This window comes from Nocardia cyriacigeorgica (assembly GCF_010858045.1).
Classification (GTDB): Bacteria; Actinomycetota; Actinomycetes; order Mycobacteriales; family Mycobacteriaceae; genus Nocardia; species Nocardia cyriacigeorgica_E.
Map to the genome: position 1 here is coordinate 186,071 of NZ_JAAGVC010000002.1, position 14,199 is coordinate 200,269.

A 14,199-nucleotide genomic window follows, 5' to 3' on the forward strand; every position below is an offset into this window, starting at 1 on the left:
GGACTCCGATCGCGCGCTCGGCGGAGCCGCCGCGTCCGGCGAGCCGCTAGCCTGACGCCATGGGTATTCGGGAAGTCGTCAGCGCGGACGGAACCAGCATCGTCTACCGGGTCAGCGGGCCAGCCGAGGGCACACCGCTGGTGCTGCTGCACGGATGGTCGGCGAACCTGCGGTGCTGGGGCCGGGCCGCCGACGATCTCGCCGAGCGGTACCGCGTCATCGCGGTCGACCTGCGCGGGCACGGCTATTCGGGGGCACCGCGGGCCGGCTACGACGACCCGAAGAACTGGGCCGCCGACCTGGCCGCGGTGCTGTCCGCCGAATCCATCGAGTCCGGCGCGGTGCTGCTCGGCTGGTCCTACGGCGGCATCGCCATCAGCGACTACCTGACCGCCTACGGCACCGGCGCGATCGCCGGCGTGATCTTCAGCGGCTCGCTGGCCAATATCGGCCCCGACGTCCCGGGTGCGGCGGTCGGCCCGGCCATGCAGACCGCGATTCCATCGGTGTTCGAGGAAAGCGCGGGCCGGGCCATGCGAGGTTTCGCGGCGTTCGGCAACTCCAATACCGGACCGGGCGCCGACAAGGGCGTCGACGCACAGCGCCTGTTCGGCGCCAGCCTCTCGACTCCGCCGTTCGTGCGCAAGGCGCTGTTCTACCGCACCGTGGACAACTCCGAGACCCTGCGCAACCTCGACATTCCGGTGCTGGTGCTGCACGGCACCGCCGATCCCGTTGTCCCGATCGACAACGGCCGCTATATCGCCGAGCTGGCCCCGAAATCGCGCACCTCGTTCTGGGCGGACGCCCAGCACGGGCTGTTCATCGAGGACCGCGAACGCTTCGTCACCGAGGTCAGCGAGTTCATCGACGAGCTGTGAACCGGCACGCTCGAACGGACACGCGGCACCTGAGCGGGGCGCCCCGAAACGCGGCCGTGAGCAGGCTCACAGTCGGCCTGTGATGGCTGTCACTCGACGGGAAGCGGGCACCTGAACGCGGCGTTACACGATGCAGTATGGACAGTGTGAGTCAACGCCCGGAACCACGGCCCCGTCGGATCGCCGTGTTGTCGGTGCATACCTCACCACTCGCGCAACCGGGCACCGGCGATGCCGGCGGCATGAACGTCTACGTGCTGCAGACCGCCATCGAGCTGGCCCGGCGTGGCACCGAGGTGGAGATCTTCACCCGGGCCACCTCCTCGAATGTTCCCCCGGTGCAGGAAGCCGCGCCGGGTGTGCTGGTGCGCAATGTGGTGGCGGGCCCCTTCGAGGGCCTGGACAAACACGATCTGCCCACGCAACTCTGCCCGTTCACCGCCGAGGTGCTGCGCCAGGAGGCCAGGCATCTGCCCGGCCATTACGACCTGGTGCATTCGCATTACTGGCTGTCCGGCCAGGTCGGCTGGCTGGCCAGAGACCGCTGGCGGGTGCCGCTGATCCACACCGCGCACACCCTCGCCGCGGTGAAGAACGCAGCGCTGGCCGAAGGCGACTGCCCGGAGCCGGCGACCCGCGAGATCGGCGAGAAGCAGGTGATCGCGGAGGCCGACCGGATGGTGGCCAATACCGGCGAGGAGGCGCGCCAGCTGGTCGAGCTGTACGGCGCCGACCCCGCCCGGATCGACGTGGTGCCGCCCGGCGCGGATCTGAGCCGCTACCGGCCCGGCGACAAGGCCGCCGCGCGCGCGGAGTTCGGCCTGCCCCGCGACGAGCAGGTGGTCGCGTTCATCGGCCGGATCCAGCCGTTGAAGGCGCCCGATGTGCTGGTGCGAGCCGCGGCCGAGGTATTGCGCCGCGAACCGCATCGCAAGCTGCGGGTGCTGATCGTCGGCGGCCCGTCGGGCAGCGGCCTGAAACGCCCGGACGCGCTCATCGAACTGGCCGCCGAACTCGGCATCGCCGATCGGGTGACGTTCTTGCCGCCGCAATCCTCGGACCGGCTGGTACAGATCTACCGCGCCGCCGATCTGGTCGCCGTGCCCAGCTACAACGAATCCTTCGGCCTGGTCGCGCTGGAAGCGCAGGCCAGCGGAACTCCGGTGCTGGCCGCCGATGTGGGCGGGCTCGGCACCGCCGTAGACGACGGGCGCACCGGCCGGCTGGTGCCCGGACATCGCACCGACGATTGGGCCGATGCCCTGACCACCTTGCTCGATGCGCCGGCCCGGCTGGAACTGATGGGCGCCCGCGCGGTCGAGCACGCCGCGGGTTTCTCCTGGGCGCACACCGCCGACGGGCTGCTGGCGAGCTATTCGGCGGCGCTGTCCCGCTACGCCGACGACCGCGCCGGCCTCGCCGCTCTCTCGGCCCGCACGACTATCCTCGGCGACAGTCAGGCCAGATCGCGGGCGCTGTGGCGGCGCCGGACAGGAGCACGCCGATGAGCCAGGTACCCGAAGCGGCCGCCGTCGCCGACGTGATCGACGCGACGCTGGCCGACCGCGAGATCGAATACACCCGTCCCGCCGAAGACACCTTCGTCGTGGTGCTGCCCGGCGAGCGCAAGCTGAAGACCACGCTCATGCTCACCGTCGGCAAGCACGGTGTGCGCATCGAATCGTTCGTCTGCCGCAAACCCGACGAGAACTTCGAAGGCGTCTACAAGTACCTGTTGCGCCGCAACCGCAAGCTCTACGGCGTGGCCTACACCCTGGACCGGGTGGGCGACATCTACCTGGTGGGCCGGATCTCCAACCATGCGGTCGACCCCGACGAACTCGACCGCATCTTCGGCCAGGTGCTCGAGGCCGTCGACTTCGATTTCAACACCCTGCTCGAACTGGGGTTCGCCGAATCCATCCGCAAGGAATGGAAGTGGCGGGTATCGCGGGGCGAATCGTTGAAGAATCTGCGCGCGTTCGAGCATCTGATCGACGAATCCTCCGACACGCCTTAGGATTCGCAGATTCGCGATCTCGGCGTCGACGGTGCTCGGAATCTCGGCGCGTCGGTCGATACCGGGCTCAGCGTCCACCCGCCGGCTGCGGCGGGACCGGAGTCGCGGAGATAGTGGTCGCCGGCTTGCCGTTCAACGCCGACATCGATGTCCACGTTTCCCAGTCGATGGTCCAGTCGTAGAGATCGCCGTCGGCCGCCGACAGTTCGATCCTGGTGCCGGTGACCTCGACCGGATCGCCGTACAACGCCGTCGCGAAATAGGCCTCGGCGTCGGCGGGCGAGAGATTGATGCACCCGTTGGTGACATTCGCCGCGCCCTGCGCCGATAGCGATTCCGGATTGGCGTGGATGAACTCGCCGTTGTTGGAGATCCGCACCGCCCACCGTTCGCGCACATTCTCGTAGTACGGCGGATTCGACATCATGAAGTCTTCGTACTTCTCGGTCACCACATGAATGCCCGAGCGGGTGACGTTGCGCGCCTCATTGCCCTCGCCGTAGCTCACCGGGAAATCGAAGATGACCGCACCGTCGCGCACCACCTGCATGCGGTGGCTCGGCGCGTTCGCCTTGACGATCTGGGCGCGGCCGATGGTGAAATCGGAGGTGATATCGGAGTCGCCGTAATTGCCGTTGCCGAGGTCGAGCCCGTAGAGCATGGCCGCCACGTGCACGCTGGTGCCGGGGGTCCAGTACTCCTTGGGCCGCCAGTGCAGCCGCGAGCCGCCGTTGTCGTCGGGGAACCAGGCCCACGCGCCCTCGGTGGGCGGATTCGTGGTGACGGTGAGCGCCTTCTCCACCGCGGCCTTGTTCTGCACCGGCGCCTTGAACTGGACGATGATCGGGGCGGCGATGCCGACTTCCTGACCGTCGCCGATATTCAGGGTGGCCGGCACGGTGGCCTTCGGCGCGAGCGTGCTGAAAGTGCCGTCGATCGGGACTGGCTTGCCGTCGGTGCCGATGGCGGTGCCGGTCCAGGTGTAGGAGGAGTCGTAGCCGAGCGGCTCGGTGGTGCGGTAGCTGCGCTTGTCCGGCGACATCTCGCCGGTGACCTGCCTGCCGTTGGCGTTGGTCAGCGCGATCTGGTTGATGGTGCCGTTCTCGACGGTCACCGAGACCGGTGCGGTCGGGTTGACGTCGGCGGCGTCGTCGCCGGGCGTGATGGTGACCGAGGCGATCGGTTCGTCCGGCGCCGGGCCGGAGCCTTCGCCCCGGTCGATGGTGCATCCGGCGATCAGCGCCACCACCGCGAGCAGCACACCCGCCACAGCGGCAGCCGGCCGGAACGTGTCTGGTCGGTTGCTCACCCCATCGAATCTACGCCCGGCTAATCGGTGGTCGGCCCATCCTCTGGTCGAATCGGGCGCGTAGCGGTGTGTGTTCGACCACGTCGGGGGCGATGTTTGCCGACAGCGCATCGCCTGGCCACAGCAATCGCGCAGCAACTCGATCGGGGTGAGTTCTACAGCGTGATCCCCACGGTGACCGGCTCGGGAACCAGCCCGATGCCGAACCGATCGGCAACCCCGTCCCTGACCGTGCGCGCCAGCGCGGCCAGATCGGCCGCCGTCGCCCGGCCGCGATTGGTCAATGCCAGCGTGTGCTTGGTCGACAGCCGGGCGGCGGCCTCCGGCCCCGGGAACCCCTTCCCGAAGCCTGCCCGCTCGATCAGCCAACCCGCCGACAGCTTCACCCCGTCCGGTGCGGGATAGGTCGGAATCGCGACGTCGCCGACATTCGCGCGGATCGCGGCCAGCACCTGCTCGGCCCGCTCCTGCGGCACCACCGGATTGGTGAAGAACGACCCCGCGCTCCAGGTGTCGTGATCGGCCGGGTCGAGCACCATCCCCTTGCCCGCGCGCAGCTTCAGCACGGCCTCCCTGACCTGCCCGGCGGGCCGTGTTTCGCCGTCGCCGGCGCCGAGAACGCGGGCGAGTTCGCCGTACCGCAGCGGGGCGCTGTGCCCGCTCGGATCGAGCGCGAACTCGACCGCGAGCACCACCGCCCGGTCACTGTGCTTGAGCACGCTGGTGCGATATCCGAACCCGAGTTCGGCCGGTTCGGCCCAGCGGATATCGCCGGTGCCGCGGTCGAGCAGCCGGACCCGGCGCAGCAGCCGATCGACCTCGACGCCGTAGGCGCCCACGTTCTGCACCGGCGTCGCCCCGGCCGACCCCGGGATTCCGGACAGGCATTCCAGACCGCCGAACCCGGCGTCGACGGTGGCCGCGACCACCGCGTCCCAGTTCGCGCCCGCCTCCGCGAGCACACCGTCGGCGCCGAAGGTGACAGCGGTATTGCCCACCCGCACCACCACACCGTCGAAGCCGGCATCGCCGATGAGCAGGTTGGAGCCACCGGCGAGCAGCAGCAACGGGATACCCGCGCCGTCGAGGGCACGGACCGTCGCGACCAGGGCGTCGGTGCTCGCGCATTCGGCGACGATGGCCGGCCCGCCCACCCGCAGCGTCGTCAGTTCCGCCAGCCGCACCTCGTCGCGGACCGTCGCACCGGTCCCCGACAGCAGGTCACGCACGTGTTCCGAGGACACCAACCGTGAAGTTCGCACAGCCAGACGGTAGCGTGTCCGTCCATGGCTACACCCCTGGCGTATACGGCCAGCTACACCCATCCGGCTGCCGCCGTGCGCGCCGCCGTCGCCGACAAGCAGTACTGGACGGACCGGATCGCGGCCGTCGGCGGGCCGAACGCCCGGCTGGAGTCGGTCACCGTCGAGGGCGATCAGGTGCGCGTCGAGATGGTGCAGGCCATCGCCGCCGAACTGCTGCCCTCCGCCATCACCGCCGTGCGCCCGGGTGACCTGATCATTCCCCGGATCGAGAGCTGGACCGGCAACTCCGCCACCTTCGAGGCCCGCGTCGAGGGCGCGCCGGCCGAGGTCCGCGGCACCATCACCCTCAGCGATGCCGGCGCGGGCTCCACCGCCGTGATCGACGGCAGCATCGAGGTGAAGGTTCCGCTGTTCGGCGGCAAGATCGAGGCAGCCATCGCCGAACGCCTCACCGAGCTGCTGGCCGAGGAGACCGAGTTCACCAACGCCTGGATCTCCGAGAGCTGACGCGTTGTGACGCCGACGGCGTCGCCGGGGACCGGTTTGTGCCCGGTCACTTCTTCCGCTGCCCGGCGATGCCGTGACAACCGGTCCCGGTAACGTAACCGCCCATGGCTCGCCGACTGGACTACTCCGCCCGCTACCCGCTGCACACCACCAAAGAGCTGTACGCGGCGCTGTCGAACCGGGATTACTGGGAGGCCCGGATGGAGGAGATGCGCAAGTACTCCCCCAACGAAGTGATCAGCCTCGAGTCCAACGACGACGGCATCGAGGTGGTGCTGCACCACATCCTGCCGCGCGACACCCTGCCCGAGATCGCGCAGACGGTGATCCGCAAGGACATGGTGATCACCCGTAAGGAGAGCTACGGCCCGTTCGGTCCCGAGGTGGAGGGCAAATACTCCGCGTCCATCCCGGCGGGCCCCGGCAGCCTCACCGGAACGATGCGGCTGTTCCCCACCGAGATCGGCTGCACCATGCGCATCTCCTCCGAGGCGAAGGTGTTCATCCCGATGGTCGGTCCGCGCCTGGAGCAGCTGATGCTGGTGAACCTCGTCGACCTGTTCCGTGCCGAGGCCGAGGTGACCCAGCAGTGGCTGGAAGAACAAAACCCCACCAGCTGAATCCGATAGGCACGATCACTCGCGGCACCACCGGCGTCAACCGGTTACGTCGCAGCGACCGCTGGCTGATCAACGACGATCTGGTCACCACCCGCCTGCACGCCGCCGCCGATCCGCTGGTGGTCGACCTCGGCTACGGCGCGAGCCCGTGGACCACCTTCGAACTGGCCGCCCGGCTACGCACGGTGCGCCCGGACGTGCGCGTGGTCGGGCTGGAAATCGACCCGGATCGGGTGGTGCCGGGCCGCGACGGCGTCAGCTTCGCGCGCGGTGGTTTCGAGCTTGCCGGCCTGCGCCCGGTCCTCGTGCGCGCGTTCAACGTGCTGCGCCAATACCCGGAAGCGGCCGTCCCCGACGCCTGGTCGACCATCCTGTCCGGCCTTGCCCCCGGCGGCCTGCTCATCGACGGCACCTGCGACGAACTCGGCCGCCGCAGCGCCTGGGTCCTGCTCGACCACACCGGACCGCTATCGCTGACACTGGCCTGGGACCCGTTCACCGTCGACCGCCCCTCCGATATCGCCGAACGTCTCCCGAAGGCGCTGATCCACCGCAACATCCCCGGTGAAGGCGTACACGCACTCCTCGCCGCCGCCGACCGGGCCTGGTCCCACGCGGCGCCGCTGGCGCCGTTCGGTCCACGTGTGCGCTGGCGCGCAACGGCAAACCTGTTGCGCGACCAGGGTTTCCCGGTGCGGGAGTACCGCAGGAGAATGCGCGACAACGTGTTGTCGGTGCCGTGGGACGTGGTGGCGCCGCTGACCCCACCCCCGCTGCCCGACCGAGCCCACCGAGGCACAGCATCACAGGCCTCGCACACCCCCTAGCGGGTTCGCACAGGTCATAACCCGTGCGAAGGCACCGCATCCGGTGCGAGGACACACGGCCGGTCAGGAGAAGACGACGGTCCGGCGGCCGTGCACGAGGACCCGGCCCTCCAGATGCCACCGCAATCCGCGGGCGAGGACGACCCGCTCGATGTCGCGGCCTTGGCGCACCATGTCGCGGACTTCGTCGGCGTGGTCGATGCGGATGACGTCCTGTTCGATGATCGGCCCCGCGTCCAGCTCTGGGGTCACGTAGTGACAGGTCGCGCCGATGAGTTTGACCCCGCGCGCGAAGGCCTGGTGGTACGGCCGGGCGCCGACGAACGAGGGCAGGAAGCTGTGGTGGATGTTGATCGCCTTGCCCGCCCAGTGCTCGCACAGTTCCGCGGGCAACACCTGCATGAAGCGGGCCAGCACCACCGCGTGCGGGTCGTGCTGGTCGACCAGGGCGCGGACCTGCTCGAAGGCGGGGCCGCGCTCGGCCGGGTCCTTCGGGAACGGCACATGATGGAACTTCACCCCGTGCGCTTCGGCCATCTCGGCCAGATCGAGATGGTTGCCGATCACCGCCTCGATGGTGGCGGGCAGCTCACCGGAGGCCGCCCGGCCGAGCAGGTCGTGCAGGCAGTGGCCATCCTTGCTGACCAGCAGCACCGCCCGGCGCCGCGCGCCCGAATCGAGCAGTTGCCAGTCGGTTTCGGAGCCGAGGCTCGCCGCCACGTCGGCGAAGCGGGTGCGCAGCTCACCGAGATCGAACGGCACCGTGGAAGCCTTGATGGCCTGCCGGGTGAAGAACCAGCCGGTCTCCACATCGGAGTGGTAACCGGCCTCCACGATCGATCCGCCGAAGCCCGCGATGAACGAGGTGATCTCGGCGATGATGCCCGGACGGTCCGGGCAGCCGAGGGTCAGCACGTAACGACGATCGTCGGAGACGGAGGGAGCAGCACTCATGCGCCCATCCTCGCAGGTGAGCAAGGCCCGCTCGCACCGAGTGCGCCGCGGGCCACCGCGATCAGCCGTAGAAGGGCTCCGCGTAACGGAACTCGCCGACGATCTGGGCGTCGTAGGCCGTGAGCGCACGGACCTGGAAGTGACTCGCCCAGCTCGATTCATCCGGTGCGATGCCGAGGCGGGCGCCGGGGACGAAGCCGAAGCGCGGGTAGTAATCCAGGTGGCCGACCAGCCCGATCAAGGGTTCGTCGAGAGCGTCGGCCGCCCCGATGACGGCATGCATGAGGGCCGCGCCCACACCGTCACCCTGATGGCCCGCCTGCACTCCGATCGGTCCGAGCGCGAGCACCGGGAACGGGCCGACGGCGGCACGGGTGAGGCAGACATGCCCGATGACGGCATCGTGCTCCACCGCGACCATGGACAGCGTCGGGATCCAGCCGGGATCGCTGCGTAGCCGTTCGACCAGATCGACCTCGGGGGGCTCGATGGCCTCCTGGCCGGTGTACTGCGGGCCGAAGGCGCTGCGGTGGACTGCGGCGATGGCGTCGGTGTCGCCGGCGCGTTCGCGTCGGATCAGCACGGTTGTCCTCTCTTCCCGACCAACAGCAGTGTGCGTGAAGCGCCCGCGTCGCGCAATCGGGATTCCGCCGGGCCGAACGGTGTGCAGGCGATATGCCAGACTTTGTCCCCATGGCAGATTCCGCGTCGCTGACCCGGGCCGAAGTGGCCGACATGATCGACCACACCCTGCTGGCGCCGGAGGCGACCGCCGAGCAGGTGGAAGAACTGGTACGCGAGGCCCGCGAACTCGGCGTGTACGCCATCTGCGTGTCGCCGTCGATGCTGCCGGTGCGCGCGCCGGGGCTGGTGGTGGCCACGGTGGCCGGATTCCCGTCCGGCAAACATCATTCGCTGGTCAAGGGGGCGGAAGCGCGGCTCGCCGTCGATCAGGGCGCGGCCGAGGTGGATATGGTCATCGACGTCGGCGCCGCCGTCGCCGGCGACTACAGCGCGGTGCTCGCCGATATCGTGACCGTCCGAGAGGCGATCGGCGACCGGGCGCTGCTGAAGGTCATCATCGAATCGGCCGCGCTGCCGGACGAGGCGATCGTGCAGGTCTGCCGGGCGGCCGAGCAGGCGGGCGCCGATTTCGTGAAGACCTCCACCGGATTTCATCCCGCGGGCGGCGCCGACGTGCACGCGGTCGAGCTGATGGCCGAGACCGTCGGCGGCAGGCTCGGGATCAAGGCCAGCGGTGGCATCCGCACCGCCGAGGCCGCCGCCGCGCTCATCGCGGCAGGCGCCACCCGGCTCGGATTGTCCAAATCCCGTGCGGTACTGGAGGGATTCGCGGCCTGAACTCGGGCCGGTACGGTGTCGTCGGGCACGCCGGGCGCTCAGCAGGAGGAGCTGCCTTCGCTGCTCGCCGGCAGCTCGGTGCGGCCGCCGGCCAGCTGCACGTGGATGCCGTCATCGGTGACCTGCAAGCCCGTCGGCTTCATCTCGAACGGGTACATCTGCAAGCTCTCCGACAGCAGATCGGCGATGCCCTGCACCAGATCGGTCGGCAGTCCGATGCCGAGCACGTGCGCGGATTCGACGTCGACCTGCACGGCGCCGTTGATCACCTGCGGCTGGACCTGCACCTGAGCGAGGCCGCCGAGGACCTCCATGGTCAGCTTGCCCTCGGCCGCCGAAGAGCTGACATTGCTCACCAACCCGCCGAGAGTCTTGGCGATGCCGTCGTTGCTCCAGGTGACGTCGGCGGTGGAGCGGCCGATCGCGGCGCCCCCGCGACCGTTGTCGGTGACCTCGATGTCACGGAAGGTCGCCTGCACCTGCATGCCGACCGCCGGGCCGAACTTCACGTCGTCGCTGTTGACGTTCACCTCGGGCAACTTGCCGTCGACCCAGGTGACCAGCATCGGCTTGGCACCGAATCCGACGTCGATCTTTGAGCCCATCTCTTTCTCGAACTGGCTGCTCACGCAGCTCGAGACCGCGTGCCGCGCGTAGGCCTCGCCGCCGACCAGCACGGTCGCCAGCAGCACGGCCACCGCGACGAGGGCGATCACCAGGGTGCGGCGACTGACCGTCAGGGTGGAGCGGATCTTCGTGGGCATGGACCAGATTCTTCCCGACGTTTCTGTGTCGGCTCTGAGGGTGCGGTGAGGGATGTCTCGTAGCCGAGCCGCACCGATTGTGACATGAGCCACAGGTTTGCCACGTACTCTGGTTCCCATGGCCGGTGAAGCGGCGCGGTTCAGCCCGGGTTTCCTTCCCGATCCTCTCGCGCCCTCGAGTGCCGATTCCGGGCGGGGTTGGCGGGTGCTGTGCCGGCTGGCCGGCCGTCACGCCGGCTTCTTCACCACCCGTCAGGTGTTGCGCACCGGTTGCGCCGATCGGATTCGCGCCTGCCTCGGCAACGGTTCGGTGACCAGAACCGGCGTCGGAATGCTGCGGATGGCCAACTGGCCGGACGGCCCGCTCGACGAATGCGCCATGTGGGCGGCCTGGTTCGACGGCGCGGTGGCCGTCTCCCATCAGAGTGCCGCCGACCTGCACGGAATCGGTCGGCTGCACCCGACCTATCTGCACCTGTCCGCAGCCGCCGGACGACCACCGGTCACCCAGCGGGTGGTGGTACAGCGCAGGCGATTACCGAGCGCCGATCTCGAATCGGCGGGCCCCTTCCTCGTCACCACCCCCGTCCGTACGGTGCTCGACCTCGCCGAATCCGATATCGCCCAATCCGCCCTCGACGAGGTGGTCGCCGACGCGCTGGCCATCCACCGCTGCGACGCCACCGAAATCCGTGCCGCGGGCGAGACTTTAGGTACCTGGGCGTCGGTGCGCGTGCGCCGGGCGCTGGCCGCGGGTTGAGACTCGCTGCCATGGCGGCCGGTTCCCGGCCAGGGGAGATCAGCGATCGGCTCAGCCGACGGCTTCGACCGGCTGGTACACCGAGTCGAGCACGCGCCCCAGTTCCTCGTTGAAGCGTTCGTAGGCTTCCACGTTCCCGAGGTGCCCGGTCGGCAGCACCTCATAGCGAACCAGACTGCCCACCTCCGCGAGGATTTCGGCGAGCTGCTCGGAGTGCACCGGGGGCGTCATATCGTCGAACGCTCCGGCCAGCAATGTGGTGGGGACGACCAGATTCCGTGCGGATTCGCCGAGGTGCATATCGGCGAGGAGGAAGCCGAACTTCGCGCGGACCGAGGCCGGACAGGAGCGGACGACGGCCATGCTGAAATCGACCAGCTCGCGCGGGGCGTCCAGGGTCATGATCTGCCGGGCGAAGGCCCAGCGGACGGGGGCGATCGGCGGGAAGACGATGGGGGTGCCGAGGCCGAGGCGACCGAACCAGAACGGCAGCGGGATGATGCGGCCGCCGAGCCAGGACAGCGGCTTGTTGAACGGCGGCACCACGGTGGTCTCGGCGATCAGCGAATGCGGCCCGGTGTTGCTGAGCAACACGGCTTCGGCCTGCGCGCGGACCCGGTCGGGATGCTTGCCCGCCCAGGCCTGCAGGGTCATGCCGCCGAGGCTGTGGCCGACGAGGACGGCGCGCTGGCCGGGACGCAGGGCGGTGTCGAGGACCGCGCAGAGATCGTCGGCGAGCAGATCGCAGTCGAGGGGGCTGGAGCCCAGTTCGCTCTCACCGTGGCCGCGCTGATCGTAGGCGATGACGCGGTATTCGCCGGCGAAGGCGTTGATCTGCGGATACCAGTATTCGATGGCGCAGGTCCAGCCGTGCACCAGCACGATGACGTTGCCGTCGGCCGGTCCGTACGCGTGGACGCGCAGCTTGACGCCGTCCGGGGTGGTCACCGGAATGACGTCGTGCGGAACGGTCGGCGGGTTCAGTGCGGCGTTCTGGTAGGTACGTGACCGCAGATTCGCACGGTGCACGTCCAGCAGGCCCCGAAGCTGGGTCGGGAGGCTCGCCAACGCCGTCGGCAACATTGCACGCATCGGACACTCCTTTGTGTTACTGATAGATACAGTAACCACTGGAGCGCGTGCTAGCTAGTGCTAGCAGTCAGGAAATTCCGGAGAACCGCGCGTCACCAGCGCAGACGGCAACGAAAATTTTTTTCGGGTACGGCCGCTGTTCCGAAGGGCCAACCCTGGCTGCTCAACAACCACCCACGCTGCTGCCCCAGGCCCGTGACCAGGGCAGAGTCGCGTCTTACCAGCGCGGACCGCGCTGGATCTCGTCCACCTTCGGCCGCACATCGGCGAGATAGATGCCCGTCGCGATGATGGCGATGAAGGCGAACAACCCCAGCCCCGCGAACGACAGCAGCAGAAGCAGCACCGCCACGCCGAGGATCGCCAGCCAGATCGGCTTGGTCAGCTTGTCTACCGCTGTAAACGCGTCCGGACGCTGACGTAGGGCATGAATCAGCGCGAATATGGTCGCGCCGAAAGCCAGCAGCCACAGCACGAGCACGATAAGGCCGGTCACACCCTGCGCAATTTCCACTCCACCATGATAGGAGCAACCACCGCGGCCCACCGGCTACCGAGGGCGAGGAAACGAAAAGCGACGACCCCGCGCACCGGATCGGTACGCGGGGTCGTCGAGTAGCGCGACCGCAGGCCCGTCACCGGGCGTGCGGCAGGCGAATCAAGCCTTCTTCGCGGCGGTCTTGCGCGCCGGGGCCTTCTTCGCGGGGGTCTCGGCCTTGGCGGCGGGAGCCTTGGCCGGAGCCCTCTTGGCGGCGGGCGCCTTCTTGGCGGGGGCGGGCGCGGTCTCGGTGGTGACCTCGACGACCTCGGCGTCGACGACGGCGTCGGCAGCAGCCTCGGCCTCTTCCTCGACGACCTTGGCGGAACGGCCGATCAGGTCGTTGACCCGGCCCAGCACGTCCTCGGCCCGCTCGGCCGCGTCCTTGTACAGCGACTCGACCCGGCCGACCTGCTCCTCGACCAGGTGGTTGGCGCGCAGCCGCTCCACGGTCTCCTCACCGCGCACGGCGAGGTCGGAGTACAGGTCGAGAACCTGGCGGTAGTACTGCTCGGCCAGCTTGCGCAGCTCCTCGGGGGTGAACTTCTCGCGCAGCTCGGCGAGATCCTCCGGCAGCTCCGACGGCAGGCCGGAGAGGCGCTCGCGCAGCGAGTCGAACTGGCCCTGGACGTCGGCGGGGAGGTTGGCGATGCGCTCGCGGGCCTCGTCGACGCGGCCGGTGACATCGGCGGACTGGGCGCGCTCGCGCACCTGGGTCACGGCGTCGAGGACCGCGGTGTAGACGGCGTCACCGGCGCCCACGGTCGCGTAGAGCGGCTTGGTGGTGGCGTTGTCGGTCATGTTTCGTTCTCCTGGCGTGGCGGAGTGTCGGTCGTAATATGCGGAACGGCGCTGTCCCAGTCATCCCCCCCTGATTCGTTCCCTCCGTTTTCCCGGCGAAACGATTCGTAAATATCCAGCAAGACCTGCTTTTGCCGTTCACTGATCGTCGTGTCGGCGAGCAGGGCGTCCCGGACCGGGCTGTGCGGCCGTTGTTCGAGATAGCCGGCCCGTACGTACAACACCTCCGAGGACACTCGCAGTGCCTTGGCGATCTGCGCGAGCACCTCGGCGGAGGGGTTGCGCAATCCGCGCTCGATCTGACTGAGATACGGGTTGCTCACCCCCGCCAGCTGTGCGAGCTGACGCAGCGAGACCTGGGCGGCCTCACGTTGCGCCCTGATGAAACCTCCGATGTCGTGCGCCGCGTTGGAGACGCGACCCCCCCGTTCCCCGAGACCGGAACCATCGTCCGGCTCCTCGGCGTGCTGGGCGGAAACCTCGGGCTGGTCTGCCATCA

17 protein-coding genes are annotated in these 14,199 nt (G+C 68.9%); 8 read left to right on the top strand and 9 right to left on the bottom strand.

Annotation, left to right across the window (positions count from 1 at the left end; genetic code table 11):
- Positions 1 to 59: 59 nt before the first annotated feature.
- The 3 genes from GV790_RS03135 to GV790_RS03145 all read left to right on the top strand — a co-directional run bounded on the left by GV790_RS03135 (position 60) and on the right by GV790_RS03145 (position 2,901).
- Complete coding sequence (locus tag GV790_RS03135) at positions 60 to 881, top strand: alpha/beta fold hydrolase (protein ID WP_163810245.1); 822 nt, start codon at positions 60 to 62, stop codon at positions 879 to 881.
- Between the two features lie 137 nt (positions 882 to 1,018).
- Positions 1,019 to 2,389 carry a D-inositol-3-phosphate glycosyltransferase gene (mshA, locus tag GV790_RS03140; RefSeq protein WP_163810247.1) on the top strand — a complete coding sequence of 457 codons (1,371 nt, stop codon included), beginning with the start codon at positions 1,019 to 1,021 and terminating at the stop codon, positions 2,387 to 2,389.
- Entirely contained in the window at positions 2,386 to 2,901 is a 516-nt protein-coding gene (locus GV790_RS03145) for a type III secretion system chaperone family protein (protein ID WP_014353195.1), read from the top strand. Before mshA ends, GV790_RS03145 begins: the two co-directional genes overlap by 4 nt.
- Positions 2,902 to 2,968: 67 nt before the next feature.
- Here GV790_RS03145 and GV790_RS03150 read toward each other — a convergent pair whose 3' ends face one another.
- Both GV790_RS03150 and GV790_RS03155 read right to left on the bottom strand, forming a co-directional pair.
- A complete protein-coding gene (locus tag GV790_RS03150) occupies positions 2,969 to 4,210 on the bottom strand; it encodes a L,D-transpeptidase (RefSeq protein ID WP_280212584.1) in 1,242 nt (413 codons plus the stop codon).
- 155 nt (positions 4,211 to 4,365) lie between these two features.
- Complete coding sequence (locus GV790_RS03155) at positions 4,366 to 5,457, bottom strand: UDP-N-acetylmuramate dehydrogenase (RefSeq protein WP_163810549.1); 1,092 nt, start codon at positions 5,455 to 5,457, stop codon at positions 4,366 to 4,368.
- Between the two features lie 39 nt (positions 5,458 to 5,496).
- Here GV790_RS03155 and GV790_RS03160 point away from each other — a divergent pair, with 39 nt between their 5' ends.
- The 3 genes from GV790_RS03160 to GV790_RS03170 all read left to right on the top strand — a co-directional run bounded on the left by GV790_RS03160 (position 5,497) and on the right by GV790_RS03170 (position 7,429).
- Complete coding sequence (locus GV790_RS03160; protein ID WP_163810249.1) at positions 5,497 to 5,982, top strand: DUF2505 domain-containing protein; 486 nt, start codon at positions 5,497 to 5,499, stop codon at positions 5,980 to 5,982.
- Positions 5,983 to 6,086: 104 nt separating this feature from the next.
- Complete coding sequence (locus GV790_RS03165) at positions 6,087 to 6,602, top strand: DUF2505 domain-containing protein (protein ID WP_163810251.1); 516 nt, start codon at positions 6,087 to 6,089, stop codon at positions 6,600 to 6,602.
- Positions 6,572 to 7,429: a class I SAM-dependent methyltransferase gene (locus GV790_RS03170; protein WP_280212586.1), complete on the top strand. Its 858-nt coding sequence runs from the start codon at positions 6,572 to 6,574 to the stop codon at positions 7,427 to 7,429. The genes GV790_RS03165 and GV790_RS03170 overlap by 31 nt, the downstream gene beginning before the upstream one ends.
- Before the next feature lie 63 nt (positions 7,430 to 7,492).
- Here GV790_RS03170 and purU read toward each other — a convergent pair whose 3' ends face one another.
- Both purU and GV790_RS03180 read right to left on the bottom strand, forming a co-directional pair.
- Complete coding sequence (purU, locus tag GV790_RS03175) at positions 7,493 to 8,383, bottom strand: formyltetrahydrofolate deformylase (RefSeq protein WP_163810253.1); 891 nt, start codon at positions 8,381 to 8,383, stop codon at positions 7,493 to 7,495.
- Between the two features lie 61 nt (positions 8,384 to 8,444).
- Positions 8,445 to 8,966, bottom strand: a complete 522-nt coding sequence (locus GV790_RS03180) for a GNAT family N-acetyltransferase (RefSeq protein ID WP_163810256.1) — start codon at positions 8,964 to 8,966, stop codon at positions 8,445 to 8,447.
- Between the two features lie 110 nt (positions 8,967 to 9,076).
- On the opposite strand from GV790_RS03180, the gene deoC reads away from it, so the two are divergent.
- Positions 9,077 to 9,745 (top strand): deoxyribose-phosphate aldolase, encoded by a 669-nt coding sequence (gene deoC / locus GV790_RS03185; RefSeq protein WP_163810258.1) that lies wholly within the window; start codon positions 9,077 to 9,079, stop codon positions 9,743 to 9,745.
- 38 nt (positions 9,746 to 9,783) lie between these two features.
- Here deoC and GV790_RS03190 read toward each other — a convergent pair whose 3' ends face one another.
- Entirely contained in the window at positions 9,784 to 10,509 is a 726-nt protein-coding gene (locus tag GV790_RS03190) for an LmeA family phospholipid-binding protein (RefSeq protein WP_163810260.1), read from the bottom strand.
- A gap of 118 nt (positions 10,510 to 10,627) precedes the next feature.
- Between GV790_RS03190 and GV790_RS03195 the strand changes: the two genes are divergently transcribed.
- On the top strand, positions 10,628 to 11,269 hold the full coding sequence (locus GV790_RS03195) for a hypothetical protein (RefSeq protein ID WP_178127492.1): 642 nt from the start codon (positions 10,628 to 10,630) through the stop codon (positions 11,267 to 11,269).
- A gap of 51 nt (positions 11,270 to 11,320) precedes the next feature.
- Here GV790_RS03195 and GV790_RS03200 read toward each other — a convergent pair whose 3' ends face one another.
- The 4 genes from GV790_RS03200 to GV790_RS03215 form a co-directional block, all read right to left on the bottom strand.
- Positions 11,321 to 12,361 (bottom strand): alpha/beta fold hydrolase, encoded by a 1,041-nt coding sequence (locus GV790_RS03200; protein WP_163810262.1) that lies wholly within the window; start codon positions 12,359 to 12,361, stop codon positions 11,321 to 11,323.
- Between the two features lie 217 nt (positions 12,362 to 12,578).
- Positions 12,579 to 12,875, bottom strand: a complete 297-nt coding sequence (locus tag GV790_RS03205; protein WP_104360649.1) for a DUF2516 family protein — start codon at positions 12,873 to 12,875, stop codon at positions 12,579 to 12,581.
- Positions 12,876 to 13,019: 144 nt separating this feature from the next.
- Positions 13,020 to 13,700 carry a heparin-binding hemagglutinin gene (locus GV790_RS03210; RefSeq protein ID WP_163810264.1) on the bottom strand — a complete coding sequence of 227 codons (681 nt, stop codon included), beginning with the start codon at positions 13,698 to 13,700 and terminating at the stop codon, positions 13,020 to 13,022.
- Positions 13,697 to 14,197, bottom strand: a complete 501-nt coding sequence (locus GV790_RS03215; protein WP_163810266.1) for a helix-turn-helix domain-containing protein — start codon at positions 14,195 to 14,197, stop codon at positions 13,697 to 13,699. Before GV790_RS03215 ends, GV790_RS03210 begins: the two co-directional genes overlap by 4 nt.
- Positions 14,198 to 14,199 lie beyond the last annotated feature (2 nt).

Coding starts and splice junctions, on each gene's coding strand:
- GV790_RS03135 (WP_163810245.1), top strand. CDS start 60: ATGGGTATTCGGGAAGTCGTCAGCGCGGACGGAACCAGCATCGTCTAC.
- mshA (WP_163810247.1), top strand. CDS start 1,019: ATGGACAGTGTGAGTCAACGCCCGGAACCACGGCCCCGTCGGATCGCC.
- GV790_RS03145 (WP_014353195.1), top strand. CDS start 2,386: ATGAGCCAGGTACCCGAAGCGGCCGCCGTCGCCGACGTGATCGACGCG.
- GV790_RS03160 (WP_163810249.1), top strand. CDS start 5,497: ATGGCTACACCCCTGGCGTATACGGCCAGCTACACCCATCCGGCTGCC.
- GV790_RS03165 (WP_163810251.1), top strand. CDS start 6,087: ATGGCTCGCCGACTGGACTACTCCGCCCGCTACCCGCTGCACACCACC.
- purU (WP_163810253.1), bottom strand. CDS start 8,383: ATGAGTGCTGCTCCCTCCGTCTCCGACGATCGTCGTTACGTGCTGACC.
- deoC (WP_163810258.1), top strand. CDS start 9,077: ATGGCAGATTCCGCGTCGCTGACCCGGGCCGAAGTGGCCGACATGATC.
- GV790_RS03190 (WP_163810260.1), bottom strand. CDS start 10,509: ATGCCCACGAAGATCCGCTCCACCCTGACGGTCAGTCGCCGCACCCTG.
- GV790_RS03195 (WP_178127492.1), top strand. CDS start 10,628: ATGGCCGGTGAAGCGGCGCGGTTCAGCCCGGGTTTCCTTCCCGATCCT.
- GV790_RS03200 (WP_163810262.1), bottom strand. CDS start 12,361: ATGCGTGCAATGTTGCCGACGGCGTTGGCGAGCCTCCCGACCCAGCTT.
- GV790_RS03210 (WP_163810264.1), bottom strand. CDS start 13,700: ATGACCGACAACGCCACCACCAAGCCGCTCTACGCGACCGTGGGCGCC.
- GV790_RS03215 (WP_163810266.1), bottom strand. CDS start 14,197: ATGGCAGACCAGCCCGAGGTTTCCGCCCAGCACGCCGAGGAGCCGGAC.